This window comes from Sphingomonas swuensis, assembly GCF_039538045.1.
Lineage (GTDB): Bacteria > Pseudomonadota > Alphaproteobacteria > Sphingomonadales > Sphingomonadaceae > Sphingomicrobium > Sphingomicrobium swuense.
In genome coordinates this window covers 2,375,267-2,401,854 of sequence record NZ_BAABBQ010000001.1, presented here as the reverse complement: position 1 = coordinate 2,401,854, position 26,588 = coordinate 2,375,267, and the positions used below count along the sequence as shown (strand labels likewise).

Sequence of the window (26,588 nt, the reverse complement as noted above, 5' to 3'; positions counted from 1 at the left end):
CCGGCGCTGGCCGGGACCTCGGCGGGTTGAGGCACTATAATGGCCTGAGTCCCCGGCCTCCGCCGGGGCGACGAGGAACGAATGGACGCGTACGAGATCGAGCAAGGACCGAGCTGGCAGCGGGCGAATTGGCCGCTGGCGGAGCTGGACGCCGTCAATCTCGGTCTCGATCCGACCGAGGCGACCCTCGAGCAGGTCGCGGGCAAGGCCAAGGAGAAGGCCACCGCCTCGGGTGCGTCCGAAGCCGAGGTGCGCCGCGCGGCCGAGGACAGCGTCCGTGCGATGATGCTGATCCGCACCTACCGGGTGCGCGGCCACCTGGCCGCCGACCTCGACCCGCTCGGCCTCGCCAAGCGCGAGCTTCCGGCCGACCTCGCGCCCGAATATCACGGCTTCACCGCCGCCGACTTCGACCGGCCGATCTTCATCGGCGGTGCCCTCGGCCTCGAGACGGCCACCGTCCGCGAGATCGTCGCCATCCTGCGCGCCAACTACTGCGGCAAGGTCGGCGTCGAATATATGCACATCAACGACCTCGGGGAGCGGCGCTTCCTGCAGGATCGGATCGAGGGCCGCGACAAGGGCGCCAGCTTCACCGCCGAGGGCAAGCAGGCGATCCTCGAGAAGGTCATCCAGGGCGAGCAGTGGGAGAAATTCCTCGCCAAGAAGTATGTCGGGACCAAGCGCTTCGGTCTCGACGGCGGCGAGAGCATGATCCCGGCGCTCGAGGCGGTGATCAAATACGGCGGGCAGGCGGGGGTCGAGGAGATCGTCGTCGGCATGGCCCATCGCGGTCGCCTGAACGTCCTCGTCAACGTCATGGGCAAGCCCTACCGCGCGATCTTCAACGAGTTCGCGGGCGGAAGCGCCAATCCCAAGGATGTCGGCGGGTCGGGCGACGTCAAATACCACCTCGGGACCTCGAGCGACCGCGAGTTCGACGGGACCAAGGTACACCTCTCGCTCCAGGCCAACCCATCACACCTCGAGGCGGTCAACCCGGTCGTGCTCGGCAAGGCGCGCGCGGTCCAGGTGATCAAGGGCGACGAAGAGGGCGACAAGGTCCTTCCGGTGTTGCTCCACGGCGACGCGGCCTTCGCCGGCCAAGGCATCGTCTGGGAGTGCCTGAGCTTCTCGGGGCTTCCCGGCTACGGCATCGGCGGCTGCATCCACTTCGTCATCAACAACCAGGTCGGCTTCACCACCAGCCCGCAGTTCGCGCGTTCGTCGCCCTATCCGAGCGACGTCGCCAAGGGCATCCAGGCGCCGATCCTGCACGTCAACGGCGACGATCCCGAGGCGGTGACCTTCGCCTGCAAGCTCGCGACCGAGTTCCGCCAGGAGTTCAACCGCGACATCGTCATCGACATGTGGTGCTACCGCCGCTTCGGCCACAACGAGGGCGACGAGCCGAGCTTTACTCAGCCGGTGATGTACGACGCGATCCGCCAGCATCCGCCGGTGAGCAAGCTGTACGGCGACCGACTGGTGGGCGAGGGCGTGGTCGAGCAGGGCTGGATCGAGGCCAAGACCGCCGAATTCATCGCCCATCTCGAAACCGAGTTCGAGGCCGGCGCCAACTATCTTCCCAACAAGGCCGACTGGTTCGAGGGTCGCTGGGCCGGGCTGAACAAGCCCGCCGAGCCGGTCGAGGGCCGCCGCAACACCGGGACGGCCGTCCCCGCGGACGAGATCGCGTCGGTCGGCAAGATCCTGACCAGCGTTCCCGACACGCTCACCATCCACAAGACGCTGGCCCGGATCCTCGACGCCAAGCGGGCGATGTTCGCGAGCGGCGCCGGGTTCGACTGGGCGACCGCCGAGGCGCTGGCGTTCGGGACACTGATCGCCGAGGGCCACAACGTGCGCCTGTCGGGCCAGGACAGTGGGCGCGGCACCTTCAGCCACCGCCACGCGGTCTGGACCGACCAGAAGAGCGGCGACAAGTTCGTCCCGCTGAGCACGGTCGAGGGTGGCCGCTTCGAGGTCCGCGACAGCCCGCTGTCCGAATTCGGCGTGCTCGGCTTCGAATATGGCTACAGCCTCGCCGACCCGCGCACGCTGGTTCTGTGGGAAGCGCAGTTCGGCGACTTCGCCAACGGCGCGCAGGTCATCATCGACCAGTTCATCGCCAGCGGCGAGGCCAAGTGGCTGCGCGCCAGCGGGCTGGTCCTGCTTCTCCCGCACGGGTTCGAGGGGCAGGGGCCGGAGCATAGCTCGGCCCGGCTCGAGCGCTATCTGCAGCTGTGCGCCGAGGACAATATCCAGGTCGCCAACGTGACCACGCCGGCCAACTACTTCCACCTGCTCCGGCGGCAGTTGCTGCGCGACTTCCGCAAGCCGCTGGTGGTGATGACCCCGAAGAGCCTGCTTCGGCACAAGCAGGCGGTGTCGGCTGTCGCCGAGTTCAGCGGCGAATCGCACTTCAAGCGGATCCTGTCGGACCTCAACCCGCCGGCCGAGGGCGGAACCCGCCGGCTGGTGCTCTGCTCGGGCAAGATCGCCTATGAGCTGATGGAGGCGCGCGATGCGGCCGGGGCACAGGACGTCGAGGTGCTACGGATCGAGCAGCTCTACCCGTTCCCCTCCGAGCCGCTGGTCAAGCGACTGGCGGCAATGACGAACCTCGCCGAGGTCGTCTGGTGCCAGGAAGAGCCGCGCAACAATGGCAGCTGGTTCTTCGTCGAGCCGTTCCTCGAGGAGTGCCTGAAGGCCGCGGGCAAGAGCTTCCGTCCGAGCTACGCCGGGCGCGCCGCCTCGGCCTCGCCGGCGACCGGACTTGCCAAGCGCCACGTCGCCGAACAAACCGCATTGATCGCCGAGGCGCTCGGCACGAATGCCGCCAAGGACGAGGCGGCCGAAGTCGCGGTCGACACCGTCCGCAACGCCGGCCAAGCGAACGCTTAAGGGAGAAGCATGGGCATCGAAGTCAAAGTCCCGGCACTGGGCGAGAGCATCACCGAAGCGACCCTGGGCGCGTGGCTCAAGAAGCCGGGCGACGCGGTCGCGGTGGACGAGCCGGTCGCCAGCCTCGAGACCGACAAGGTCAGCGTCGACGTGCCTTCGCCAGTGGCGGGGGTGTTCGGCGAGGCGCTGGTCGCCGAGGGTGACACGGTCAACGTCGGCGCGGTGATCGCGACCATCGGCGAAGGAAGTGGCGCCGCTGCTGCCGCTCCGGCCGCCAAGCCGGCCGAAGCCGCGCCCGCTCCGGCGGCCGAGGCTGCTCCCGCCGCGCACGGCCAGGAAGTCACCGACGAGCAGGCGCAGGCGCTTCGTCTCAGCCCGTCGGTTCGCCGCGCTGTGCAGGAAAGCGGAGTCGATCCGGCCGGGCTGACCGGCTCGGGCCGTGACGGGCGACTGACCAAGGAGGATGTTGCCAAGGCGAAGGACGCTCCGGCAGCGCAGCCCGCGCCGAGCGCGCCGAGCGCGCCGGCGCAGGCCTCGGCTCCCGCGGCTCCGAAGGGCGAGCGAAGCGAGGAGCGGGTCAGGATGACCCGGCTTCGCCAGACCATCGCGACCCGGCTCAAGGACGCGCAGAACACCGCGGCGCTGCTGACCACCTTCAACGACGTCGACATGGCCGAGGTGATCGCCGCCCGGACCCGCTACAAGGACCTGTTCGAGAAGAAGCACGGCATCCGCCTCGGCTTCATGGGCTTCTTCACCAAGGCCGTGGCGCTCGCCGCGCGCGACGTCCCGTCGGTCAACGCCCGGATCGAGGGCGACGAGATCGTCTACCACAATTACCTCGACGTCTCGGTCGCGGTGTCGGCCCCCAAGGGGCTGGTGGTGCCGGTGGTGCGAAGCGCCGACCAGATGAGCTTCGCCGAGATCGAGAGCGCGATCGCCGGCTTCGGCAAGAAGGCCAAGGCCGGGACCCTGACCGCCGAGGACATGAAGGGCGGCACCTTCACGATTTCCAACGGGGGCGTGTTCGGCTCGCTGCTGTCGACCCCGATCATCAACCCGCCGCAGTCGGCGGTGCTCGGCCTCCACCGGATCGAGGAACGGCCGGTGGTCAAGGACGGGCAGATCGTCGCGCGGCCGATGATGTACCTGGCGCTCTCCTACGACCACCGCCTGGTGGACGGGCGCGAGGCGGTGACCTTCCTGGTCCGAATCAAGGAAGCGATCGAGGATCCGACCCGCCTGCTGATCGATCTCTGACCGTCGTCACCGGCGACGGAGCCCCTATATACACTGGGTCCCGGCCGTCGCCGGGCCGACGAGGATGACATGGCTGACTACGACTACGACGTTCTGGTGATCGGCGCCGGCCCCGGCGGCTATGTGGCCGCGATCCGCGCCGCGCAGCTGGGGCTCAAGACCGCCTGCGCCGAGAGCCGCGAGACGCTTGGGGGGACCTGTCTCAACGTCGGCTGCATTCCGTCCAAGGCGCTGCTTCACGCCAGCGAACTGTTCGAGGAAGCCGCGCATGGCCACATGGCAAAGTGGGGCATCACCGGCCAGTTCAACATCGACATTCCGACCATGCAGAAGGGCCGGGTCGAGGCGGTCGAGGGCCTGACCAAGGGCATCGAATTCCTGTTCAAGAAGAACAAGGTGACCTGGCTCAAGGGTCGCGCCGCCTTCACCGGCAAGGACAGCGTCGAAGTCGGCGGTCAGACGGTGCGCGCCAAGAACATCGTCATCGCAACCGGCTCGTCGGTCACCCCGCTTCCGGGCGTGACCGTTGACCAGGAACGGATCGTCGATTCGACCGGCGCGCTCGAGCTTGCCGAAGTGCCGAGCCACCTCGTCGTGATCGGCGGCGGCGTCATCGGGCTCGAGCTCGGTTCCGTCTGGCGGCGCCTCGGCGCGCAGGTCACCGTGGTCGAGTATCTCGACCAGATCCTGCCCGGCATGGACGAGGAAATCCGCAAGGAATCGAACAAGATCTTCAAGAAGCAGGGCTTCGCCTACAAGCTCGGCACCAAGGTCACCGGGGTCGCCCGCAATGGCGACAGTGTCACCGTCACGGTCGAACCCGCCAAGGGCGGCGCGACCGAGACGATCGAGGCCAGCCACGTGCTCGTCTCGATCGGGCGGCGTCCCAATACCGACGGCCTCAACCTCGAGGCGGCCGGGCTCCAGATCAACGGCAAGGGCCAGGTCGATACCGACCACAGCTTCCGCACCGCCGTTCCCGGCATCTGGGCGATCGGCGACGTCATCCCGGGACCGATGCTCGCCCACAAGGCCGAGGACGAGGGCATCGCGGTGGCCGAGAACATCGCGGGCCTGACCGGCATCGTGAACCACAACATCATCCCGTCGGTGGTTTACACCACCCCCGAGATCGCGGGCGTCGGCCTGACCGAGGAGCAGGCGCGTGCCGGGGGCGAGGTCAAGGTCGGCAAGTTCCCGATGATGGCCAACAGTCGCGCCAAGACCAACGGCGAGCCCGACGGCCTGGTCAAGGTCATCGCCGATGCCAAGACCGACCGCGTGCTCGGCGTGTGGATGATCAACAACCTCGCGGGCACGATGATTGCGCAGGCCGCGCAGGCGATGGAGTTCGGCGCGACCAGCGAGGACATCGCCTACACTTGCCACGCGCACCCGACCCATGCCGAAGCCTTCAAGGAAGCGGCGATGGCGGTGCAGGGCAAGCCGATCCACATCTGAGCCGGCAGTGGCTTTTGCGCCGGTGCCTTGAGGAACTGGGCCCCGGCTTTCGCCGGGGAGCAGGCGCATGAATCTTCGCCGCACCCTCCGCCGCTGGCATCTCTGGCTCGGCTGGCTGGTCGGCGTTCCGCTGCTGCTGTGGACGCTGTCGGGCTTCGTCATGGTGCTGAAGCCGATCGAGGAGGTGCGCGGGGCCGAGTTGCTGGCGCCGCTCGCCCCGGTTCGGCTGGCGGGGCCGGCGCTGCTTCCCTCCGAGATCGCCGGGCTGCCACTGGCCAAGGTGACTCTCGAGCCGCGGGTCGCGGGGCCGCGCTGGGTGATCGAGGTGCAGGGCGGTCCGACCCGGCTTGCCGACCCCGCCACCGGACGGCTGGTGCCGCCCCTGTCGGCCGCCGAGGCCTCGGCCGAAGTGCAGGCACGCTGGCGCGGAACGGGCGGGATCGCGGGCGTGACGCGGACCAGTGCCGACGATCCCCCGCTCGACCTTCGCCGCGAGACCGAGGCCTGGCAGGTGCGGATGGCCGACGGCACCCACCTCTATGTCGAGGCGGCAAGCGGACGGATCCTCGCGACCCGAACGCGCTGGTGGCGGATCTACGATCTCATGTGGGGCCTCCACATCATGGATCTTCGCGGCCGCGAGGACACCCATCATCCGCTGCTGGTCGGCTTTGCCGCCTTCAGCCTGCTGACCGTGCTGCTGGCGCTGGTGCTGCTGCCGCTTTCCACGAGGCGCCGCCGCTCCTAGATAGGCGGCATGGGATATGAGACCGAGCTGAAGCTCTTCATCGACGGCGCGTGGCGGGCAGGCGAGGGCGACAGCGCGCCCGTCATCAACCCGGCCACGGGCGAGACCATCGCCGACCTCCGGCTGGCGAGCACCGCCAACCTCGACGAGGCGGTGCACGCGGCCGAGCGCGCCTGGCCCGAGTGGCGGGCGATGGACGTCGAGAAGCGCGGCGCGATCCTCCACAAGGCCGCCGACCTGCTGCGCGAGCGCGCCGAGCAGATCGGTCGGCTGCTGACGCAGGAGCAGGGCAAGCCGCTGGTCGAGGCGATCGGCGAGGTGATGGGCTCGGCTCAGATGTTCGACTATTTCGCCGAGGAGGCGAAGCGGCAAGGCGGGCGCGTGCTGGTCCGTCCGACCGGGCAGCGCTCGATTGTCATTCCCCAGCCGGTTGGTCCGACCGCGACTTTCACGCCGTGGAATTTCCCGATCTACCTGCTCGCCAAGAAGGTCGCCGCGGCGCTTGCAGCGGGCTGCACCGTCATCTCAAAGCCGCCCGAGGAGACTCCGGGCTGCACCGGCGCGATGGCGCGGGCACTCGACGATGCGGGCATCCCCAAGGGCGTGTTCCAGCTGGTCCACGGCGTTCCCGACGCGGTGTCGCGCCAGCTCATCGGAAGCAAGGTCATCCGCAAGATCAGCTTCACCGGCTCGACCGCGGTGGGCAAGCATTTGATGAAGCTTGCCGCCGACGGAATGAAGCGGATCACCATGGAGCTTGGCGGGCATGCCCCGGTGCTGGTGTTCGACGACTGCGACCTCGAAAAGACGCTCGACATGCTGGTCCCGCAGAAATTCAGGAACGCGGGCCAGGTGTGCGTGTCGCCGACCCGCTTCTACGTCCAGGAAGGCATCTACGACGCCTTCGCCAAGGGCTTCGCCGAGCGGACCGCGGGCGTGACGATGGGCAACGGGCTCGATGCCGCGAGCCGGATGGGTCCGCTCGCCAACCAGCGGCGGCTCCCGGCGATCAGCAGCCTCGTCGAGGATGCCAGGGCCAAGGGGGCGCGCGTCCTCGCCGGGGGCGAGCCGGGCGATGCCGGCTATTTCTTCCAGCCGACCGTCCTTGCCGATGTCCCCAACGAAGCCGACGCGATGAATGTCGAGCCGTTCGGCCCGGTCGCGCTGATGCGCAGCTTCGCAACCGAGGACGAGGCGCTGCACGAGGCGAACCGGCTGCCGTTCGGGCTCGCCGCCTTCGTCTTCACCGAGAACGGCCGCCGCGCCAATCGCCTCGGCGATGCGATCGAGAGCGGGATGGTCGGCATCAACAGCTTCGCCATCTCGGTCGCCGACGCGCCGTTCGGCGGGGTCAAGGAAAGCGGCTCGGGCTCCGAGGGCGGGGTCGAAGGGCTGGCGAGCTACCAGGTGACCAAGGCGATCCACCAGGCGTGAGCAAGGCGGGCGGCGGAGCGCGCCTGGTCGCCGCCGGCGCGCTGCTGGCGGCGTCGGCGGTGCTGCTCGGGGCGTTCGGCGCCCACGCGCTGCAGGCCCGGCTCGGCCCGGTGGAGCTCGGCTGGTGGCAGACCGCGGGCCACTATCTGCTGCCCCACGCCGTGGCGGCGTTCGCCATCGGGCTCAACGATCGCGCGGCCTTTCGCCTGCCCGCCTGGATGCTGGCTGGTGGGGCGCTGCTGTTTGCCGCCACGCTTTACCTCATGGCGCTTGGCGCACCGCGAATGCTGGGCGCGGTCACCCCGCTTGGCGGGCTGTTGATGATCGCCGGCTGGCTGCTCCTCGCCTGGCGGGCCTTGCGGGAGGACTGAGCCACCCCTACGTCGCTGCCACGCCCACGTGCTCGGGCGAACGCACTCCCCCCCATGAGGAAGCGAATGCCCGAGCTTGCCATCCTGTACGAGCATCCCCTGTGGTTCGAGCCGCTGTTCGCCGCGCTCGACGCCCACGGCATCGATCATGTGAGGATCCCGGTCGGCGACCACGCCTTCGATCCCGCCGCATCGCCGCCGCCCGCGCCGGTCATCTTCAACCGCGTCGCCATGTCGAGCTTCCTGCGCGAACCGGAGCATCCGCTCTACTACAGCATGGCGTTGCTCGATCACTGGCGCGGGCAGGGAGCGACCATCCTCAATGGGCCCGAGGTGATGGCGGTCGACAGCAACAAGGCGCGGCAGCTGAGCCTGCTCCAGCGCCTTGGCCTGGCCACTCCGCGCACCCGCGTTGTGCACCGCGCCGCCGACCTGCCGCGAGCCGCCGAGGAGATCGGCTACCCCTTGCTGGTCAAGGCCAATGTCGGCGGCTCCGGTGCGGGGATCATGCGCTTCGACAGCGAGGCCGAACTTGCCGCCGTGGTCGCCGCGGGTGAGGCGCCGAACTCGGTCGATCGGGTCCTTCTCGTCCAGGAGGCGATCCCCGCCAGGGATGGCGTCATCTGGCGGATCGAGACGCTCGGCGGCCGCTTCCTTTACGCGATCAAGGTCGACGGCGCCGGCCAGTTCGACCTCTGCCCCGCCGACGCCTGCGACGACGATCGGGGCACGCCGATCGCCATGACCGCCTTCGAACCGCCGGCCGAGATCGTCGCGGGTGCCGAGCGGGTGGCCAACGCAATGGGGATGGATGTCGGCGGGGTCGAGGTGATGGTCGACGAGCGCGACGGCACGGCCAAATTCTATGACATCAACGCCCTGTCCAACTTCGTGGCGCGTCCGACCGAGGTGCTTGGCTGGGACCCGCATGACCGACTGGTCGCATGGCTCAAGGACAGGATCGCGGAGGCGCAGGCATGAGGTTCGGATACTGGATGCCGGTGTTCGGCGGCTGGCTGCGCAACGATCCCGACGAGGGCCCGGCGGCGAGCTGGGAAGCGGTGCGCGACCTCACCCTCCGATCGGAGGAGAAGGGCTGGGACCTGACGCTCATCGCCGAGCTGTTCCTCAACGACATCAAGGGCGTCACAGAGCCCGCCCTCGACGCCTGGAGCACGGCCGCCGCGCTGGCCGCGATCACCCGCAGTCTCGAGCTGATGGTCGCGGTGCGTCCCAACTTCCACCATCCCGCGCTGTTCGCCAAGCAGGCCGCCAACATCGACCGGATCAGTGGCGGGCGGCTCGCGCTGAACGTGGTCTCGAGCTGGTGGAAGGAGGAGGCCGAGCAATATGGCCTGACTTTCGACCAGCATGACGATCGCTATGCCCGTACCGCCGAATGGCTGAGCGTGGTCGACGGGCTGTGGACGGAGAAGCGCTTCAGTTTCGCCGGCGAGCGCTACCGGGTGACCGACGCGATCGTCTCGCCCAAGCCGGCGAAGCGACCCACCGTCTATGCCGGCGGCGAGAGCGACGCGGCCAAGACGCTGATCGCCCGCCAGTGCGACGCCTATGTCATGCACGGCGATCCCGTCGAGGCGGTCGCGCCCAAGATCGCCGACATGGCGCGGCGGCGTTCGGAGGCGGGCGGGCCGCCGATGCAGTATGGCATGGCCGCCTATGTCATCGTCCGAGACACCGAGGCCGAGGCGGCAGCCGAACTGGCGCGGATCACCGCCATGCCCGCGACCCCGCCGCCCGGCTTCGCCAATTTCGACCAATGGCTGTCCGGCACCGAGCTCGAGCGCACGCTCAAGCTGCAGGAGTATAGCGTATCCAACCGAGGATTGCGGCCCAACCTCGTCGGAACGCCCGAACAAGTCGCGACACGGATCCGGGAATATGAAGCCATCGGGCTTGACCTGCTGCTGCTGCAGATGAGCCCGCAGGCCGAGGAAATGGACCGCTTTGCCGAGCAGGTGATGGCGCCGATGCGAGCCGGACGACTGTAGCGCTGACCCGAAGCGGTACAGTCTTTGTCCTTAACCATCTTTGTGCGGGAGCGGCCCCTTTTCAGGTGCGTTGGTGGAGCGCATAAACACTTTCGTAACCATTTCGAACACGAAGGCCCCGCTTGAGCGCTCCGTTCCGCTTTCCGAAATTCTTCGTGACGTCGCCGTCGGCCTGCCCGTACCTGCCGGGCAAGATCGAGCGGAAGGTGTTCACCGAATTGTCGGGCCACCATGCCGGTGAACTGAACGAGGCGCTCGGTCGGATCGGTTTCCGCCGCTCGCAGTCGGTCGCCTACCGGCCGAGCTGCATCGACTGCCAGGCTTGCGTCTCGGTGCGGGTTGCCGCCAACGAGTTTGAGCCGACCGCGACCCAGCGCAAGCTCATCCGCCGCAACCAGGACATCGAGGTGACGGCGTGCAAGCCGTGGACGACCGAGGAGCAGTTCGACCTTCTCCGTCGCTACCTCGCCGTCCGTCATCCCGGTGGCGGAATGGCCGAGATGGACGAGAACGACTTCGCCGACATGGTCGAGCAGACCCCGGTCCGCACCTATGTCGTCGAATATCGCGAGCCGTCGGTCGACGGTCGGCCGGGCAAGCTGATCGGAGCCTGCCTCAGCGATCAGCAGAGCGACGGGCTCAGCATGATCTACAGCTTCTACGATCCGAGCCTCGAGCATCGGAAGGGGCTGGGGACGTTCATCATCCTCGACCACATCCAGCGTGCCGCCCGGGCCGGGCTGCCCTACGTCTATCTCGGCTATTGGGTCGAGGGGTCGGAGCGGATGGCGTACAAGGCCATGTTCCGGCCGATCGAAAGGCTCGGCCGCGACGGCTGGAAGCGGTTCGAGCCGATGACCAGCGGCGGCCGGACCGAGCGCGTGCTGCGCGGCCGCGGGCTGCTCAAGGTCTGAGCATCCGGCGCGGTCAGCGCCACTCCTCAAACAGGCGGTCGACATCGTTGCCATTGGCTTCGAGTGCGGCTTCCACCTTCTTGCGGCCGGTCCAGTAGAGGAGCGCCGGACGGGTCTGGCCGCTGGCGATCAGCGCCTTCGCCTGGGCGTCGCTGAGCGTGCTGCTTCCGGCGACATGGTCGCAATAGCCCTCGACCAGCTCGGCCGGCATCAACTGCGCGCGGACGATCCCGAAGCGCGCGCGGATCGCGCCGTGGGTGAGTTCGTGGGCGACGACGTCGGTGAGCCTCCGGGTCGCGCCATAGGCATTGGTCATGATGTCGCGCGACGGATCGGAATGGTTGACGATCACCGGTTCGCCGAGCGGTCGGCTCAGCGCGAAGGCGTCGGACGCGGAGATCGCAAGCCAGCGCCAGCGCCAGCCGCCGTCGGTGAGCACGACATCCTGGTCGAGCGGGCGGGCGTCGCCGAGCGGGCTGGCACGCACCTTATCGTCAGCAGCGCCGACGATCCGCCGGACGGCCGGCGTGATCGGCATGTCCGAATAGACATGGTGCTGACCGACGGTGGTCGAATGGGGGAAGGCGAGCAGCCGCGGCGCGAGCAGCGGCGAGGCGAGGATCAGCACGGCGGCGACGGCGACCCGACCGGGCCAGCCGAAGCCGCGGCGTCGCCGCGCCGGGCGGTTCAAGCGACCGCCGCCTCGGGAACCTCGACTTCGGCTTCGGACGCGTCGCGCAGCACGTAGCCACGTCCCCACACCGTCTCGATGTAATTGTCGCCGCCGCAGGCGAGGCTCAATTTCTTGCGCAGCTTGCAGATGAAGACGTCGATGATCTTGAGCTCGGGCTCGTCCATCCCGCCGTAGAGATGATTGAGGAACATCTCCTTGGTGAGCGTGGTGCCCTTGCGGAGCGACAGGAGCTCCAGCATCGCATATTCCTTGCCGGTGAGGTGCACGCGGGCACCGTCGACCTCGACCGTCTTGGCGTCGAGATTGACCGCCAGCTTGCCGGTGCGGATGACCGACTGGCTGTGACCCTTCGAGCGGCGGACGATGGCGTGGATGCGGGCGACCAGCTCGTCCCGGTGGAACGGCTTGGTGACATAGTCGTCGGCGCCGAAGCCCAGGGCCCGAACCTTCGAATCCATCTCGCCGATGCCGGACAGGATGAGGACCGGGGTCGCGACCTTGGCGGTGCGAAGCTTCTTCAGCACGTCATAGCCGTGCATGTCGGGAAGGTTCAGGTCGAGGAGGATGATGTCGTAATCGTACAGCTTGCCGAGGTCCAAGCCCTCTTCGCCGAGATCCGTCGTGTAGACGTTGAAGCCCTCCGTGCCGAGCATCAGCTCGATCGACTTGGCGGTGGTCGGCTCATCCTCGATCAGCAGAACGCGCATCAGATTTCCCCCTCTAGGACCCAAGCCAAGCGTTACGCCCGCTTAACGGCCCTGAAGTGTGCATTAACCATTCGGGGTGTCGCCTGAAAAGGTTAACATGCCCTAAACGGCTGGTTTCCGCCGATATCGTTGCCGCGCTGTCACAGTTTTCCACAGGGCCGCGATCAGCAGGGCTGTCGTAAAGCGGGGGTTGTCACCCGGTGTCACCCTGCCGGATCGGCTCGGGAGAAGGGCCGCAGCCGGCGCGGCACCGGTGGTCGAGGGAGGGCGGCTGTCCACGCGCCGAGGCAAGCAGGCGAAATCCTATTGTTCAAGGCCTGGCCGTCGCCGGGGCACTTTTCCGAAGGCACGCGCGCTTGTCTTTCGACCGTCCCTATGGTCTCGCGAAAGCCATGATCCTGTCCGACCTCCTGCTGTTCGCCGATGGAGAGGCGCTGGTCCTCGACAAGCCGGCGGGTCTTCCCGTCGACACGCCCAAGCGCGGCGGCGACAGCATCGAGCAGCGGCTGGACGAGCTGCGCTGCGGCTTCAAGCGGTTGCCGACACCGATGCACCGGCTCGACCAGGACACGTCGGGATGCCTCCTGTTCGCGCGCCATCCGAGTGCCCGGGCCAAATATCAGCAGGCTTTTGAATCCGGTTCGGTGCAGAAAGTCTATCTGGCGCTCGTCGCGGGCGAGATCGCCGAGGAGGAAGGGCTGATTGACCTCCCGCTGGGCAAGAAGAGCTCGGCCGAGGCGGGCTGGCGGATGATCGGCGATCCGGGCGGCAAGCCGGCGCGGACCGCGTGGAAGCGGATCGGCTCGCGCGAGGGCAGGACCCTGGTCGAATTCCGGCCGCTGACCGGACGGACGCACCAGATCCGAGTCCATGCGCGCGAGGGGCTCGGCGCGGGGATCTTCGGCGACCGGGTCTATGGCGTTCCGGGCGGTCCGATGCTGCTCCACGCAAGCCGGCTGATCGTGCCGCGCGGGAGCAAGCCGCCGATCGACGTCACCGCCCCGCTTCCGGAGCATTGGGGAGAGTGGGCGTCGCTGGCCGCGGCCGATGCGCCCTGAAGAGGTCAACCTTCCCGAAGAGGCGCTGAGCGAGACCTTCCTCGCGAGCACGGGGCCGGGCGGGCAGAACGTCAACAAGGTCGCGACCGCCTGCCAGCTGCGCTGCAACGTCTTCGCGCTCGGGCTGCCTTTGTACGCCTATGAGAAGCTCAAGGTGCTGGCCGGGTCGAAGCTGACCCAGGGAGGCGAGCTGATCGTCACCGCCCGCACGCACCGGACCCGCGAGGCCAATCGCGAGGAAGCGCGCGACCGGATGCGGGCGCTGATCGCCGCCGCGTTCCAGCGCGACGCCAAGCGCCGCCCGACCAAGCCGAGCCGGTCGGCCAAGGCCAAGCGGGTCGATTCGAAAAAGGGTCGTGGCGCAGTGAAGGCGATGCGGGGCCGGGTCTCGCTCGACTGAGCCGGAGGCCTAGCGGCGACCCGCCCGTCGCCGTTCGAGCGCGATCCCGGCGAGGTTCTGGTTACGCGGGATCCAGCGCAGGCGGCGGGGTGGTCCGGCGGCCACGCCGCTGTCGAAGCGCCGACGATGATCGACGCACGACGGCGCGGTCCTGACTTGGTCGCCGGCCTGGTCGATGATGCTCCGGCTGTCGCCAAGGAGATCGAAGGAGGAAGCGCCGAGCGCCTGCGCGACTTCGAGCGCGCAGCACAGCGCGAGCCATTCGGCGTCGCTGCTGCTGGCTTGGCCGAGATTGTCGAAGAAGTGGATTTCACCCCGCGCGACCACCGCGACCTCGATCGGCCCGGGGTTTGGCCGGCACCCGCCGTCGAAGTAGACCTTGAGCGGTTTTGGTCCTCCCGTCACAGGAACTGGCCCGGAGCGCCAAGCAGGCGGCGGGCGCCTTCGTGAAAGTGATCGACCGCGGGAGACTTGAGGCGGAACTCGCGGAGGATCGTCTCGCCCGGGTCCTTGCCGAGGCGAACGTTGCCGCCTTCGAGCAGGTCGGCGATCCAGCCGAGGAAGCGGCCGAGCGAGGGGGCGAGCACGACCTTCACATCCTCGTCGCGGCCGAACAGGATCACCTGTCCGACTCGGCCGCCAGGCCAAGGAGCGAGGTCGATTCCGATGTGATTGCCCGAGCCGTCGGCGGTCAGCGGGATCCAGCCGGGATTGCCGTAGGCGGGGTCGATCGCGCCGGCCGGCCAGCTCGCGCCGCGCACGACATAGGGATCGTCGCCGAGTTCGGCGAGCACCTTCCCCCAGACGATCCACTCGGCCTCTGCCTGACCCAGCGAGAGCAGCGGCAGCCCGTAGAAGTGCCCCCAGCGATCGTCATTCTCGCCATCGTGCCAGCGGTAGAGTTGTCGCCAGGAGCGGGGGAGTGGGCGGCCAATCCGGCGCTGGAAGCGGTCGATCGCGGCCTCGCTGGCCGGGGGATTGAAGGCGTAGCGGCGATCACGAAGGTTTGCCGCGAACCAGGCATCCAGCCGGGCGAGAACGGGCGCAATGTCCTCGTCGAGCATCGGCTTCGGCTCACCGGATGGGCGGGTCGGACGAGCGGCGGACTGCGCCGGCCGGGTCAGGCGCGCACAAGCGGCCGGCATCACGCCGGTCAGCAGCGCGCCACCGGCGAGGACTGCGCCAAGGATGAGGAGGCGGCGATGCGGATCCATGATTCCGGTGCGTAGAAGGCGGTTGCTAAGATAAGTTTGCGGCGACGAGCGCGGCATGGAAAGGTCTTCAGATGGCGACAGGTGAGGAGCTTGCCGGGGGCACGGTGCACGCGCTGCCTGACGATCTCGAGCAGGCGCTCCGGAACGCGCCGGCGACGGCGGCGACCTGGGCCGCGATCACGCCGCTCGCGCGAAACGAGTGGATCTGCTGGGTGACCAGCCCCAAGAAGCCGGAAACGCGGGTGAAGCGGGTTGCCTGGGGAATGGAGTCACTGGGCGAGGGCAAGCGCCGGCCATGCTGCTGGCCGGGCTGCCCGCACCGCGAGCGCGGCAAGGGCTAGGCCGTGGCGCGCGCCTCGCGGAAGGAGATCAGGCGGCGGGCGCGGTCGTCCCACAACGCGAGGCGGACGGTGCGGAAGCTCTCGCGCACGGTCAGTCGGCTGATCCGGGTGAGGACCGGGACCTCGCGCATCGCCTCGGGCAGCCGGTAGAAGGGGATTCGGCTGGCGAGGTGATGGACATGGTGCATGCCGATGTTGGCGCTGAACCAGTGGATCACGGTCGGAAGGACGTAATAGCTGCTGCCGTGGAGCGCGGCCTCGTGGAACGACCATTCGTCGCGGGGCGACCAGTGGGTCTGCTCGAACTGGTGCTGGACGTAGAAGAACCAGACCCCGAGCGAGGCGGCGACGAGGGTGGTCGGAAGGAAGATCATCAGGAACAGCTTCCAGCCCATCGCCCAGATGAGCAGCCCGGCGAACACGGCGATGCCCGCGTTGGTGCCGAGCGCGCTCGCCCACGGACGCCAGCCCCCGCGCATCATTCCGACCGGAAGCCGGTGCCGAAGCATGAAGAGGTAGGCGGGGCCGATCCCGAACAGGACGATCGGGTTGCGGTAGATGCGGTAGCGCAGCCGCCCGGCCGGTGAGAGCGCGCGATATTCGGAGACGGTCAGCGTGTCGATGTCGCCGACCCCGCGCAGCTCGAGGTTGCCGGTGGTGGCGTGGTGGGTGGCATGGCTCCGGCGCCAATAGTCGTAGGGCGTCAGGGTGAAGACGCCGAGGAAGCGCCCCAGCCAGTCATTGCCCCACTGGCGCGAGAAGAAGGCGCCATGGCCGCAATCGTGCTGGATGAGGAACATCCTGAGGAGGAAGCCGCCCGCCGGAATGGTCAGGAGGAGGCCGATCCAATAGCCTTCGCTGAGGCTCGCCCACATCGCCGCCCACAGCAAGGCGAAGGGAAGGACGGTGACCGCCAGCTCGAACAGGCTTCGGCCGGTCCGTGGCTCACGGAAGGCGGCGACCTGCCGGAGCACGGCTTTGGGATCAATGTCGGCGGGGGTCGAGGTCGGTTCGTGCAAAAGAGAATATCCTGGCCGCGCGTGACTACCGGCGTGGCGTTCGGCGTCGGCGGCGCTTGGTGGAAGGAGCGCTGCCCAACTGGTGAGACCCCTCACTCCTTCCGAGCGCAGGGCGGGGTCTCATGGTTCCTTCTAGATGGCAGAAGCTTGCCCGGAGCTTGCCGCGAGCAAAGTCGCGATCACTGCTCGCCCTCGGCGCGGAAGGGAACGATCGGCCGCCCGACGTCGCCCTTGCCGACGGTCCGGCCGGCCATCTCGAGCATGCGTTCGAGCGGGAGCCGGGCCTTGTCCATGAGGTCGGGCGCAAGCTCGATCCGCGGCTCGAGGTCACGCAAGGAGACGTAGAGCTTCTCGAGCGTGTTCAGCGCCATGTACGGGCACATGTTGCAGTTGCAGTTGCCGTCGCCGCCCGGGACGCCGATGAAGGTCTTGTGCGGCGCCGCTTTCTCCATCTGGTGGATGATGTGCGGCTCGGTCGCGACGAGGATGACCTCGGCCGGCGAGGCGACGGCGAAGTCGAGGATGGCGCGGGTCGAGCCGACGAGGTCGGCATGGTCGACGATGTGCGGCGGGCACTCGGGGTGCGCGGCGACGGGCGCGTCCGGGTACTGCGCCTTCAATTTGAGCAGTTCGGTCTCGCTGAAGGCCTGGTGGACGATGCAGATGCCCGGCCACAGCAGCATGTCGCGCCCGGTCCGCCGCGCGAGATAGCCGCCGAGGTGGCGGTCGGGGCCGAAGATGATCTTCTGGTCGAGCGGGATCTGGCTGAGGATGACGTCGGCGCTCGAGGAGGTGACGATGATGTCGCTGAGCGCTTTCACCTCCGCCGAGCAGTTGATGTAGGTCAGCGCGATATGGTCCGGGTGCGCGGCGCGGAAGGCGGCGAACTGGTCGGGCGGGCAACTGTCCTCGAGGCTGCAGCCGGCGTCCATGTCGGGCAGGATGACGGTCTTGTCGGGGCTGAGGATCTTGGCGGTCTCGGCCATGAAGCGGACGCCGCAGAAGGCGATGACGTCGGCATCGGTCGCCGCGGCCTTGCGGCTGAGGTCAAGGCTGTCGCCGACGAAGTCGGCGAGGTCCTGAAGCTCGGGCTTCTGATAGTAATGCGCGAGGATGACGGCGTTCCGCTCCTCCTTGAGACGCTTGATCTCGGAGAGCAGGTCGAGGCCGGCAAGGCTGCTGTGTGCGGTCATGGGAGCGGAGATAGGCTCAGCGCTGCCGATCCGCCAGCACCTGCTCGATCGAGCGGCTGACGTCCCAGCGCTCGCCGTCGCGAACCCCGGCGGCGGGGGTGACCACGCGGACCGTGACCGGGCCGAGGCCGGCGGTTTCGAGGGGGGCCCGGGCGAGGTCGGCGACGACCTTCTCGGCATTGGCCTGCGCGCGTGCGAGGTTGGCGGGCTCCTCGGCGACCTCGCCCGCCTTGGCGGTGGCGAGCTGCGAGGCGCGGCGGGCGAGGTTGGCCGAGGCGCCGCGGGTGACGAACAGCCCGCTGGTGCCGGCGACCGCCCGGTTGGCCTCGTCGATGTTGGGAGCCTCGGCGGCGACCAGCGGCACCCGGATGGTGAGCGTTCGGGCGGCCGGGTCCCAGCGATAGTCGTCGGCGCCGAGATCGCGCAGGTCGAGCGTGTAGCCGACGCTGTAGGGAACGGTCGCCTTCTGCGAGGAGCGGAGGAAGGGGACCGCGCCCGGATCGACGGTGGTGACGTCGAGCGTGCCGTTGATCTCGCCGACCTTGAGCGCGGCGCGGTTGGAGAAGGTCTGCGAGAGGACCCGGACGATCCCTTGCGCCTGCGCGAGCTCCTCCTCCGCGCGACGTTCCTTCGCCTGCTCCGCGCGCCACCAGAAGAGCGCGCCGAGGATCATCGCGGCGATCAGCAGCAGCGGCCAGTAGCGTTTCAAACCTTCCATATGCCCTGAACGCAGTCGACGCGGCCCTGCTCCTCCAGCGTGATGAGATGCGCGAGCGCGGTGGCTCGGGCGGCGGGGACGAGGCGCGGGTCGAGCGCGGGATAGGCGCGGCCCGTGAGCTCCTCGACCGTGCCGGGCTGCTCGCCGGCGAGGCGGAGCAACTGGCGCTCGCGCTGGATCCGGTGGGTGAGGAGACCGCGGAGCAGCCGCTGCGGATCCTCGACCGGCTCGCCGTGGGCGGGATGGAAGAGCGTCTCGGAGCGCCGCTGGAGCTTCTGCAGACTCGCCATATAGTCGCCCATGTGACCGTCGGGCGGGATGACCACGGTGGTCGACCAGCCCATCACATGGTCGCCGCTAAACAGGCGGTGCTCCCACGCGAAGCACAAGTGGTTGGAGGTGTGGCCGGGGGTGTGGACAGCCTCGATCCTCGTGCCGGCAAGCGCGACCGTCTCGCCGTCGGCGAGCACCCGGTCGGGAGCATAGTCCGGATCGAAGCCCGCTTCCTGGTCGCCGGGGATGGCGAGCGGCGCGCAGCCCCAGACGGGAGCGCCGGTTGCGGCCGAGAGCGGGGCCGCGCCCGGGCTGTGGTCGCGGTGCGTGTGGGTGACGAGGATCGCCTCGACCGGCCGCCCGCCGATCGCCGCAACGATCGCGTCGAGATGCGCCGGATCGGCCGGGCCGGGATCGAGGATGGCGAGCCGATCGCTTCCGATCAGGTGCACCCAGGTGCCCTCGCCGGTGAAGGGCGAGGGATTGGGCGCGAGCAGCCGGGCAAGGCCAGGCCCAAGCGGCTCGAGGATGCCGGGCGGGTGGGTCACCGGTCCGCTCAGACCAGAGCCGGCCCGGCGATGCAACTCACTCGCGGACGGGCGCCTTGGCGATCGCCTCGTTGATCGCGGCGACGACCCGCGTCCGCGCCTCGGGCGACAGATTGTCGTCGGCCTCGATCCGCTTGGCCGCCGAGCGGAGCCGCTCAACCCAGGCGACGTCGCTCTCGTCGCCCTTGGAGCAGAGAAGGATGCGGGTCTTCTCCTTGCGGCCCTCGCGGGTGACTTCGGCGTCGGTCTCGAACCGGCGCTCGGAACCGCAGCCGCCGATCTCGACCTTGTCGCCGCGCCGGACGATGGTCGGCGCGCCGGTGCCCGCCTTGCCGGTTTCATGGACGACGATCATCCGCTCGACGCGTTCGGCGGGCGGAGCCGGCGGCGCAGGCGGTACGGGCGCGGCCTGCGCGGCGATCAGCAGCATGGTCGTAAGCATCGATGAAACCCCCTCTTGGTTGCGTCGCGACGACGATCAACTACCCGGCGCATAAACGCAGGGTGAACAGGGGTCAGGCGGGCACTGTGGCGGCGGCGCGCTTCGCGGCCTTGGCGAGCGCATGGGGGATGATGGTGCCGAGCAGCTGCTCCATGCTGTGCTGCCAGCTATATTCGGCCGACACCCAAGTCCGGCCCTTCTCGCCCATCGCGCGATGGTCCTGCCCGAGCACCTCAAGGATGTTGGCGGCCATGGCAGCGCTGTCGCCGACGGGTCCGAGGCGGCCCATGCCGGGAAGCACGCGCTCGGGCATCGCGCCGCCGTTGACCCCGACCACCGGAAGACCCGAGGCCTGCGCCTCGATCACCGACACGCCGAAGGTCTCGTTGGGCATGGCCGAGACATAGAGGTCGGCGCTCGCCAGCCAGCGGGCAAGCACGGTGCGGTCGGTGACGAAGCCGGGGGTAAGGATGCGCGGATCGCCGAGCGCCTCGAACTGCTCCTTCTGCGGGCCCTGACCGAGGATGACGAGCTTGGCGCCGAGGCTTTCGGGGAGCTGGCGGAAGGCGTCGACGACGATGTCGGGGCGCTTCTCGATGTCCATTCGCCCGACGTAGATGAGCAATGGCTGGTCGTCGGCGAGCCCGAGCTCGGAACGGAGGGCGGGGTCGCGGCGGTCGGGGCCGAAGTCGTCGAGCTCGACCCCGAGCGGGAGCATCTGGACATCCTCGACCCCGAGGCTCCGGAGCAAGCGGGCGCCGCCATTCTCCGACAAGGCATAGACGGCGTCGAACTGGCGGTAGAGCCGGCCGCAATAGTCGTAGCTGAGCCGGCCGAGCCGATCGGCGATGCCGTGGCCGAGGAAGCGCGACAGCGGGCGGGCGACATAGACCGTCGGGAAGTCGGTCATGTAGCCGGCGATCAGCGCGGTCTTGGGATAGGCCGCGCGGTGCTTCAGCGCGGCATGGGGAAGGTTGTAGGCGTCCTGGCACTCGATCACGTCGGGCCGGTAGGCGGCGAGCGCCTTGCGGACCGAGCGGTTGCGAAGGAGCAGCCGGTAGTTGGGGCTGAAAGGCACGTGCGGGCTGCGCAGCCAGACGGTGATCGCGCGTCCGCCGTCGCTCTCCTCGACCACGTCATGCTCGCCCGGCAGGATCATCAGGTGACGGTGCGGGGTGTGCTCGAGGATGTGCTCGCGCTTGTGCCGGAGGTAAGTGCCGACGCCGCCGCCCACTGCCGACCAGCTCTGGGTCAGGTCGGCGAGAAGAAGCGGGCGTTCGGTCCCGAGTGGATGGGCGGCGAGGTTCACGGGAGCGGGCCATGCGCGGCCTTGCGCGGACTGTCCACTGCGCGAGGTGAGTTGATGCTCCTGCCTGTCGGAAATTCTGACAGGTTGCGCGGCTTCCGGCGGACGCGTGTCGGACAGAATGGCGGAAAAACGGCATTCTGCGAGAAATGGCACGGGGGCTGCTTACCAGAAGTCGTCCACTTTGGTTCCACGCCAAGCAAAAGGGGCGGCGAAGCGGTTTCTGGTCCCGCTTCGCCGCCCCTTTCTGTTTCGATTCGAACCGTGCGCGACGGCGCTCAGGCCTGCGGCGCGAGCAGCCCCTGGAGCTCGCCGTTCTCGAACATCTCCATCATGATGTCCGAACCGCCCACGAACTCGCCCTTGATGTAAAGCTGCGGAATGGTCGGCCAGTCGCTGTAGGCCTTGATACCCTGCCGGATCTCCTGGTCGGCGAGCACGTCGACCGTCTCATAGGGGGTGCCGAGATGGTCCAGGATCGCCACCGCGCGGCTGGAGAAGCCGCACTGCGGGAAGAGCGCGGTGCCCTTCATGAACAGGACCACGTCGTTGTTCTTGACCAATGCGTCGATGCGCTGGCTGGCGTCGCTCATCATTTCACTCCTTGGGGGGCGGCGGTGGTCAGCTGGAGGGCGTGCAGCTCTCCGCCCATTCGACCACCCAACGCCTTGTAGACCATTTGGTGCTGCCGGACCTTGGGCATTCCGGCGAAGGCCGCGCTGACCACGCTTGCGGCATAATGATCGCCGTCACCGCGCAGGTCGCGAATTTCGATCGTGGCATCGGGAAGGGCGGCGCGGATCAGCGCCTCGATGTCGGCAGCGGCCATCGGCATCGGATCAGCCCTTCGCTTCCATCAACTGGCGCTTGGCCTCGACCGTCTGGTCGGCGAGCGCCTGGCGGATGGCGGCGTCGTCGATCTCGATGTCGGCAGCGGTGAGGTCGCCGAGCAGCTTGCGGATGACGTCCTCGTCGCCGGCTTCCTCGAAGTCGGCGCGGACCACGTCCTTGGCATAGGCCTCGGCTTCGATCGGGGAGAGCTTCATGAGGCCGGCCGCCCAGTGGCCGAGCAGCTTGTTGCGACGCGCGATGACCCGGAAGCGCATCTCCTCGTCATGCGCGAACTTGGTTTCGAAGGCCCGCTCGCGATCGTCGAAGGTGGTCACGTAAAACTCCCCGTCCGGATGGTGAACGGGAGATAGGGCCCGGCGGGGCCAAGGGCAATGTCGGGACGACTCGCGTGTTCCGCGCGCCCTGCTTGCCACCATGTCGTTACGGGTTCATCATTCATGCTTACCGGCATTGCTCGAAGGGGAGGCAATGATGGACACGAACGGCATCTCTCGAATTGCCGAAGGGGATCGCATTCCCTCGCTCGACATCCTGCGGGGCCTCGCGATCCTGCTGATCCTGCTCATGAACATCTCGTGGATGGGCGGATATGGCGGGCCGCCGCTGTTCGAGCTTCGCCATCCAAGCTGGACGCCCGCCGACTATTGGGCGACCCTGATCCTTCACGTGACGCTGGAGGGGACCCAGCGCGGCCTGCTCGAACTGCTGTTCGGCGCGGGCATCATGATCATGGCAAGGCGCGCAATGACGCCCGACGGGCCGGTCGAGGTCGCCGACCTCCACTATCGCCGCAACCTGTGGCTGATCCTGTTCGGGCTGGCCAACGCGCTGCTGCTGATGTGGATGGGGGACATCCTGCTGGTCTACGGCATCGCCGCCATCTTCCTCTTCCCCTTCCGCAGGACCGGCCCACGGGGCCAGCTCGGCTGGGCGGCGCTGATCATCGCCGCGCTGATGACCGTCGGAGCCATGGAATATCGCAGCGCGGTGACCGAGCGCGCGAAGGTCGAGCAGCTTGCCGCCCAAGCCGCGTCGGGGGTCACGCTGAGCGAGGCCGATTCGAAGAAGGTCGAGGAGCAGAAGGCGCGCGACCTGCGCCGGAGCAGCCTGCCCGCCGCGAGCCCGGACAAGATGAAGAGCATCGAGGCAGCAGACCAGGCGCGGCGCTCAAGCTTCGGCGCCTATTGGGCGTTCCAGCGGGACGGCTGGCTGATGGTGATGAGCAATTTCTTCTGGCAGATCGAAGGCGAGATCCTGGCGACCATGCTGATCGGAATGGCGCTCTACCAATGGGGGATCATCCAGGGGAAGGCGAGCACGCGCACCTATGCGGCGCTGCTGGTGGTCGGCTACGCGGTCGGGCTCAGCCTGAGGGGCACCTTGTGGGCCGAGCGGCTGACATTCCAGCCCGGGATCCACTGGCAGCGGATGTTCGAGGACATCGCCAGGCTGGCCGTGACGCTGGGACATGTCGGGCTCGTCCATCTGGCGCTTCGAGCGTCGCTCGGGCGACGGCTGCTCGCTCCCTTCGCCGCGGCGGGCAAGATGCCGCTCAGCATTTACCTCTTCACGTCGCTGTTGATGATGTGGGTGGTGTTCGCGCCCTGGGGCTTCGGATTGGCGGGCCGCTGGGGCATGGCCGACATGACGCTGGTCGCCGCCATCGTCATCGCGCTCGAACTGGTCGCGGCGGTGCTGTGGATGCGCCGCTTCGAGAACGGGCCGATGGAATGGCTGTGGAAGAGCCTCGCCTACCAGCAGCGCCAGCCATTCCGGCGCGCGCGGCTGGAAGGACGGGCGCAGCCGGCGGAATAGCTTCTCGCGAGTGGTCAGCCGATCTCGACCACCAGCTTGCCGATGACCTGGCGCGCGGCCATCGCGGCGATCGCCTCGCCGGCGCGCTCGAGCGGGTAGGTGGCACTGACTCGCGGGCTGATCCTGCCGGCGTCCCAAAGCGCGAACAATTCCTCGACATGGGCCTGGTTGGCGGCCTGGTCACGCGCGGCGAAGGCGCCCCAGAAGACGCCGCAGACATTGCAGCTCTTGAGGAGCGTCAGGTTGAGCGGGAGCCTCGGGATTCCGGCAGGAAAGCCGACCACGAGGTAGCGGCCTTCCCAGGCGATGGCGCGGAGCGCGGGCTCGCAATAATCGCCGCCGACGGGATCGTAGATGACGTCGGCGCCCTTGGGGCCGACAGCGGCCTTGAACTGCTCGGCGAGCGCCTTGCTGGCGTCCTTGTCGAAGGGTCCGCGCGGATAGACGATCGCCTCGTCGGCGCCGGCGTCGCGCGCGGCCTGAGCCTTGTCCTCGCTCGAGACGGCGGCGATCACGCGGGCGCCGCGGGCCTTGCCGAGCTCGACCGCGGCGAGCCCGACCCCGCCCGCCGCGCCGAGCACCAGAAGGGTCTCGCCGGCCTTAAGCTGGCCGCGGTCCCACAAGGCGTGGATCGAGGTGGCGTAGGTGAGGAGAAGGGCGGCGCCGTCGGTGTAGCTGCGGCTCTCGGGCAGGCGGAAGGCGGAGGCGGCGGGGATGACGATCTTCTCGACCAGGCCGCCGAAGCCCGGGACGGCGATCAGCCGGTCGCCGACCGACCAGCCGGTAACGCCCTCGCCGATGCCGATGACCTCGCCGGCGATCTCGCCGCCGGGCGCGAACGGCCGCGGCGGGCGCATCTGATACTTGTCCTCGATGATCAGGACGTCGGGATAGTTGATCGCGGCGGCATGGACCCGGACGAGCAGCTCGCCGGTGGACGGCACGGGATCGGGGAGCTCGGCCAGCTGGAGCGTGTCGGGCCCGCCGGGGGCCTGCGAAAGCAATGCGCGCATCTGTCTCTCCTCGTCGTGCCGGCGAGCGCCGTCGCGCCCGCCCGCCTGTCGCTGCTGCAGTGAGAGGCTGGCGCGTCCCGGGTCAAGCCCGGGCGACGTTTCAGCGCGAGCGGCGGCGCTGGTCGTCGACGACCTGCGCGGCGGTCATTCCGTCGAAGGTGGTTCGGCGGAGCTGCTCGGGGTCGCCAGACGAGTAGCGCCGGGCGGGCACCGAGGCGAGGGCGCGATCGAACATAAGGCGGTCGGCGACGGGCAGCTCCTCGCGGGCCGCGCTGGTCGAGGCGGCGAAGGCCTCGGGCGAGCTTCCGTCGATGGTGGTCGGCGGCGGATCGGCGCAACCGGCAAGCAGCAGCGCGAGGAGGAGGAGGCTAGCGGCGCGCGGCGGCAAGGCTCGTCACCCAGGTCTCGAGCGCGGCGGTGTCGCTGATGTCGCCGTCGAAGCGATGCACGGGCATCGCCGGCTGGTTGGAGCCGCGCTTGCGTCCGCGATAGACCTTCATCGGCACGCTGATGCTGGTCAGGCGCGAGGGCAGGGTGCGGTCGCGGATTTCCATGTAGAGCGTGTCTGCGCTGGTCGGACGGCCGATCTGGATGGCGCCGAGCGCGGTCCACCGGTCGAGCGCGTCGAGGCAGGCCGAGGCGCAGGAGGAATCGGTCAGGACGTAGATCGGGCGAACCGGGCGCGCTAGCGCGGGCGCCGTCGGCCGCTTTCCTTCGCTGCTGGCGGCGGATGGCCCGGAGGCATCGAAATCGACGTGCCGCCAAAGCGCCTGCTTGCGGGCGACGGCCACGCCGAGGCCGGCAATGACCGAGCGGTACCAGTTGTCCACGGGCGCGGAGAAGCCCTCGCTTCCGCGGCGCTCGGCATAGCCGTTGGCGATCTCGGCGAGGTTGGCGGGCGAAGCGCGCCAATCGACCTCGACGGTCGGGCCGGGCGGAAGGCTGTCCTCGGCGCCTTCACCCCACAGGGCGACCGCAAGCTGCCGCGACCAGTCGGACGAGCCGCCGCCGTTGCCGCGCAGGTCAAGGACGATCGCCGGGGCGGCGAGCATCGCGGCGCGATCCGAGCGTGCGCGTGCGATCATCCCCGGAAGCGCCTTGGCGGCGGCGGAAGCGGGGTCGCCGTCGAAGGAGGGCATCGCCAGCCAGCGGATACCACCAGGCAGCGTCCGCTCGCCGAAGTCGCGGCTCCGGCGCCCCTGGAGGCTGTTGAGCAGCGGCCCGACCCGGTCGAGGGCAAGCGGTTGCCAGGACAAGGGAATGCTCTTTCTCTGCCCGGCGATGGCGAAGGTGCATTCCTTCGCCTTGGGGATGAGGTTGCTGCTCTCGTCGATGAACAGGAAGGCGCCCATGCGCTGCTGCTGCGCCTCGAGCGACCAGCGGCCCCACATGGTCCCGAGCGTCGCCTCGGCATAGCGGCTTGCGCTCATCCCGTCGCAGGACAGCAGCTCGGCGCCCTGCGGCACCGGGCTTTCCGGCTCGCTGGTCCCGACCACGATCCGGCCTCGCCCGTCGTAGCGGGTGGCGAAGCCGGGCCAGCGCAGGTCGTTGGGCGTGTTGCCGAGCGCGCCAAAGCCGAGATGGCCGTCGTCGAAGGAGGAGACGTAGATGCGCAGCGGGAAGAAATAGTCGGCGTAGCTTCGCGCGCTCTTCGCCCGCTCGAGCGCGAGCTTGAGCTGGCGATCATTGTTGGCGTTGAACCCGGGGTCGAGGCTGTTGACCGCGCCGGGATGATTGGCGGCGAGGTCGTCGTGGAGGGCCTGGGCGTCGCGGGCGAGCGCCTCGCTCCAGTCACGCTCGGCCGGAGGTGCGGCGGATGCGACCGAGGAGGCTAGTAGGAACGCTAGTGCCGCTGCGCCAATCCGTCCCTTCATGCTCCCCCCTTTGC

At 68.6% G+C, this 26,588-nt stretch carries 29 protein-coding genes; 13 read left to right on the top strand and 16 right to left on the bottom strand.

Going from position 1 to position 26,588, the window contains the following annotated elements:
- Nucleotides 1–81: 81 nt before the first annotated feature.
- The 9 genes from ABD727_RS12000 (at nt 82) to ABD727_RS11960 (ending at nt 11,107) form a co-directional block, all read left to right on the top strand.
- On the top strand, nt 82–2,907 hold the full coding sequence (locus tag ABD727_RS12000; protein WP_344707616.1) for a 2-oxoglutarate dehydrogenase E1 component: 2,826 nt from the start codon (nt 82–84) through the stop codon (nt 2,905–2,907).
- Between the two features lie 9 nt (nt 2,908–2,916).
- A complete protein-coding gene (odhB, locus tag ABD727_RS11995) occupies nt 2,917–4,167 on the top strand; it encodes a 2-oxoglutarate dehydrogenase complex dihydrolipoyllysine-residue succinyltransferase (protein ID WP_344707615.1) in 1,251 nt (416 codons plus the stop codon).
- Nucleotides 4,168–4,236: 69 nt separating this feature from the next.
- A complete protein-coding gene (gene lpdA / locus ABD727_RS11990; RefSeq protein WP_344707614.1) occupies nt 4,237–5,628 on the top strand; it encodes a dihydrolipoyl dehydrogenase in 1,392 nt (463 codons plus the stop codon).
- Nucleotides 5,629–5,695: 67 nt separating this feature from the next.
- Nucleotides 5,696–6,376, top strand: a complete 681-nt coding sequence (locus ABD727_RS11985; protein ID WP_344707613.1) for a PepSY domain-containing protein — start codon at nt 5,696–5,698, stop codon at nt 6,374–6,376.
- Between the two features lie 9 nt (nt 6,377–6,385).
- Nucleotides 6,386–7,810 (top strand): NAD-dependent succinate-semialdehyde dehydrogenase, encoded by a 1,425-nt coding sequence (locus ABD727_RS11980; protein ID WP_344707612.1) that lies wholly within the window; start codon nt 6,386–6,388, stop codon nt 7,808–7,810.
- A complete protein-coding gene (locus ABD727_RS11975) occupies nt 7,807–8,181 on the top strand; it encodes a DUF423 domain-containing protein (RefSeq protein ID WP_344707611.1) in 375 nt (124 codons plus the stop codon). The genes ABD727_RS11980 and ABD727_RS11975 overlap by 4 nt, the downstream gene beginning before the upstream one ends.
- Before the next feature lie 66 nt (nt 8,182–8,247).
- On the top strand, nt 8,248–9,162 hold the full coding sequence (locus ABD727_RS11970) for an ATP-grasp domain-containing protein (RefSeq protein ID WP_344707610.1): 915 nt from the start codon (nt 8,248–8,250) through the stop codon (nt 9,160–9,162).
- Nucleotides 9,159–10,193: an LLM class flavin-dependent oxidoreductase gene (locus ABD727_RS11965; RefSeq protein WP_344707609.1), complete on the top strand. Its 1,035-nt coding sequence runs from the start codon at nt 9,159–9,161 to the stop codon at nt 10,191–10,193. Before ABD727_RS11970 ends, ABD727_RS11965 begins: the two co-directional genes overlap by 4 nt.
- 122 nt (nt 10,194–10,315) lie before the next feature.
- Nucleotides 10,316–11,107, top strand: a complete 792-nt coding sequence (locus tag ABD727_RS11960; RefSeq protein WP_344707608.1) for an arginyltransferase — start codon at nt 10,316–10,318, stop codon at nt 11,105–11,107.
- Nucleotides 11,108–11,120: 13 nt separating this feature from the next.
- On the opposite strand, the gene ABD727_RS11955 is transcribed toward ABD727_RS11960, so the two are convergent.
- The gene (locus ABD727_RS11955; RefSeq protein ID WP_344707607.1) at nt 11,121–11,798 is read right to left on the bottom strand and encodes a hypothetical protein; all 678 of its coding nucleotides are present in this window, start codon (nt 11,796–11,798) and stop codon (nt 11,121–11,123) included.
- Nucleotides 11,795–12,508, bottom strand: coding sequence for a response regulator transcription factor CtrA (gene ctrA / locus ABD727_RS11950; protein WP_344707606.1), 714 nt, complete (start codon nt 12,506–12,508; stop codon nt 11,795–11,797). The genes ABD727_RS11955 and ctrA overlap by 4 nt, the downstream gene beginning before the upstream one ends.
- Before the next feature lie 392 nt (nt 12,509–12,900).
- On the opposite strand from ctrA, the gene ABD727_RS11945 reads away from it, so the two are divergent.
- The gene (locus tag ABD727_RS11945; RefSeq protein WP_344707605.1) at nt 12,901–13,566 is read left to right on the top strand and encodes an RluA family pseudouridine synthase; all 666 of its coding nucleotides are present in this window, start codon (nt 12,901–12,903) and stop codon (nt 13,564–13,566) included.
- Nucleotides 13,556–13,966: an alternative ribosome rescue aminoacyl-tRNA hydrolase ArfB gene (gene arfB / locus ABD727_RS11940; protein WP_344707604.1), complete on the top strand. Its 411-nt coding sequence runs from the start codon at nt 13,556–13,558 to the stop codon at nt 13,964–13,966. Before ABD727_RS11945 ends, arfB begins: the two co-directional genes overlap by 11 nt.
- 9 nt (nt 13,967–13,975) lie before the next feature.
- On the opposite strand, the gene ABD727_RS11935 is transcribed toward arfB, so the two are convergent.
- Both ABD727_RS11935 and ABD727_RS11930 read right to left on the bottom strand, forming a co-directional pair.
- Nucleotides 13,976–14,371, bottom strand: a complete 396-nt coding sequence (locus ABD727_RS11935) for a reverse transcriptase-like protein (RefSeq protein WP_344707603.1) — start codon at nt 14,369–14,371, stop codon at nt 13,976–13,978.
- Nucleotides 14,368–15,180 carry an SMI1/KNR4 family protein gene (locus ABD727_RS11930; RefSeq protein WP_344707602.1) on the bottom strand — a complete coding sequence of 271 codons (813 nt, stop codon included), beginning with the start codon at nt 15,178–15,180 and terminating at the stop codon, nt 14,368–14,370. The genes ABD727_RS11935 and ABD727_RS11930 overlap by 4 nt, the downstream gene beginning before the upstream one ends.
- Before the next feature lie 71 nt (nt 15,181–15,251).
- On the opposite strand from ABD727_RS11930, the gene ABD727_RS11925 reads away from it, so the two are divergent.
- The gene (locus ABD727_RS11925; protein ID WP_344707601.1) at nt 15,252–15,521 is read left to right on the top strand and encodes a YdeI/OmpD-associated family protein; all 270 of its coding nucleotides are present in this window, start codon (nt 15,252–15,254) and stop codon (nt 15,519–15,521) included.
- Here ABD727_RS11925 and ABD727_RS11920 read toward each other — a convergent pair.
- The 9 genes from ABD727_RS11920 to ABD727_RS11880 form a co-directional block, all read right to left on the bottom strand.
- Nucleotides 15,518–16,540, bottom strand: coding sequence for a fatty acid desaturase (locus ABD727_RS11920; RefSeq protein ID WP_344707600.1), 1,023 nt, complete (start codon nt 16,538–16,540; stop codon nt 15,518–15,520). The genes ABD727_RS11925 and ABD727_RS11920 overlap by 4 nt on opposite strands.
- Before the next feature lie 179 nt (nt 16,541–16,719).
- Nucleotides 16,720–17,733, bottom strand: coding sequence for a quinolinate synthase NadA (gene nadA, locus ABD727_RS11915; RefSeq protein WP_344707599.1), 1,014 nt, complete (start codon nt 17,731–17,733; stop codon nt 16,720–16,722).
- 16 nt (nt 17,734–17,749) lie between these two features.
- Nucleotides 17,750–18,451, bottom strand: coding sequence for a DUF4230 domain-containing protein (locus ABD727_RS11910; RefSeq protein ID WP_344707598.1), 702 nt, complete (start codon nt 18,449–18,451; stop codon nt 17,750–17,752).
- Entirely contained in the window at nt 18,439–19,272 is an 834-nt protein-coding gene (locus ABD727_RS11905; protein ID WP_344707597.1) for an MBL fold metallo-hydrolase, read from the bottom strand. The genes ABD727_RS11910 and ABD727_RS11905 overlap by 13 nt, the downstream gene beginning before the upstream one ends.
- Before the next feature lie 37 nt (nt 19,273–19,309).
- The gene (locus ABD727_RS11900) at nt 19,310–19,714 is read right to left on the bottom strand and encodes a hypothetical protein (RefSeq protein WP_344707596.1); all 405 of its coding nucleotides are present in this window, start codon (nt 19,712–19,714) and stop codon (nt 19,310–19,312) included.
- A 73-nt stretch (nt 19,715–19,787) separates the two neighbouring features.
- Nucleotides 19,788–21,023 (bottom strand): glycosyltransferase, encoded by a 1,236-nt coding sequence (locus ABD727_RS11895; RefSeq protein WP_344707595.1) that lies wholly within the window; start codon nt 21,021–21,023, stop codon nt 19,788–19,790.
- 275 nt (nt 21,024–21,298) lie between these two features.
- Complete coding sequence (grxD, locus tag ABD727_RS11890; RefSeq protein ID WP_344707594.1) at nt 21,299–21,613, bottom strand: Grx4 family monothiol glutaredoxin; 315 nt, start codon at nt 21,611–21,613, stop codon at nt 21,299–21,301.
- Nucleotides 21,613–21,855 (bottom strand): BolA/IbaG family iron-sulfur metabolism protein, encoded by a 243-nt coding sequence (locus ABD727_RS11885; protein WP_344707593.1) that lies wholly within the window; start codon nt 21,853–21,855, stop codon nt 21,613–21,615. The genes grxD and ABD727_RS11885 overlap by 1 nt, the downstream gene beginning before the upstream one ends.
- A 4-nt stretch (nt 21,856–21,859) precedes the next feature.
- Entirely contained in the window at nt 21,860–22,186 is a 327-nt protein-coding gene (locus tag ABD727_RS11880; RefSeq protein ID WP_344707592.1) for a DUF1476 domain-containing protein, read from the bottom strand.
- Between the two features lie 154 nt (nt 22,187–22,340).
- Between ABD727_RS11880 and ABD727_RS11875 the strand changes: the two genes are divergently transcribed.
- Nucleotides 22,341–23,687, top strand: coding sequence for a DUF418 domain-containing protein (locus ABD727_RS11875; RefSeq protein WP_344707591.1), 1,347 nt, complete (start codon nt 22,341–22,343; stop codon nt 23,685–23,687).
- A gap of 14 nt (nt 23,688–23,701) precedes the next feature.
- Here the strand turns inward: ABD727_RS11875 and ABD727_RS11870 are convergent, their stop codons facing one another.
- The 3 genes from ABD727_RS11870 to ABD727_RS11860 all read right to left on the bottom strand — a co-directional run bounded on the left by ABD727_RS11870 (nt 23,702) and on the right by ABD727_RS11860 (nt 26,574).
- Nucleotides 23,702–24,700, bottom strand: coding sequence for an NADPH:quinone oxidoreductase family protein (locus tag ABD727_RS11870; protein WP_344707590.1), 999 nt, complete (start codon nt 24,698–24,700; stop codon nt 23,702–23,704).
- 100 nt (nt 24,701–24,800) lie between these two features.
- Complete coding sequence (locus ABD727_RS11865) at nt 24,801–25,088, bottom strand: DUF6694 family lipoprotein (RefSeq protein ID WP_344707589.1); 288 nt, start codon at nt 25,086–25,088, stop codon at nt 24,801–24,803.
- Nucleotides 25,069–26,574, bottom strand: a complete 1,506-nt coding sequence (locus ABD727_RS11860; protein WP_344707588.1) for a S41 family peptidase — start codon at nt 26,572–26,574, stop codon at nt 25,069–25,071. The genes ABD727_RS11865 and ABD727_RS11860 overlap by 20 nt, the downstream gene beginning before the upstream one ends.
- Between the last annotated feature and the right edge of the window lie 14 nt (nt 26,575–26,588).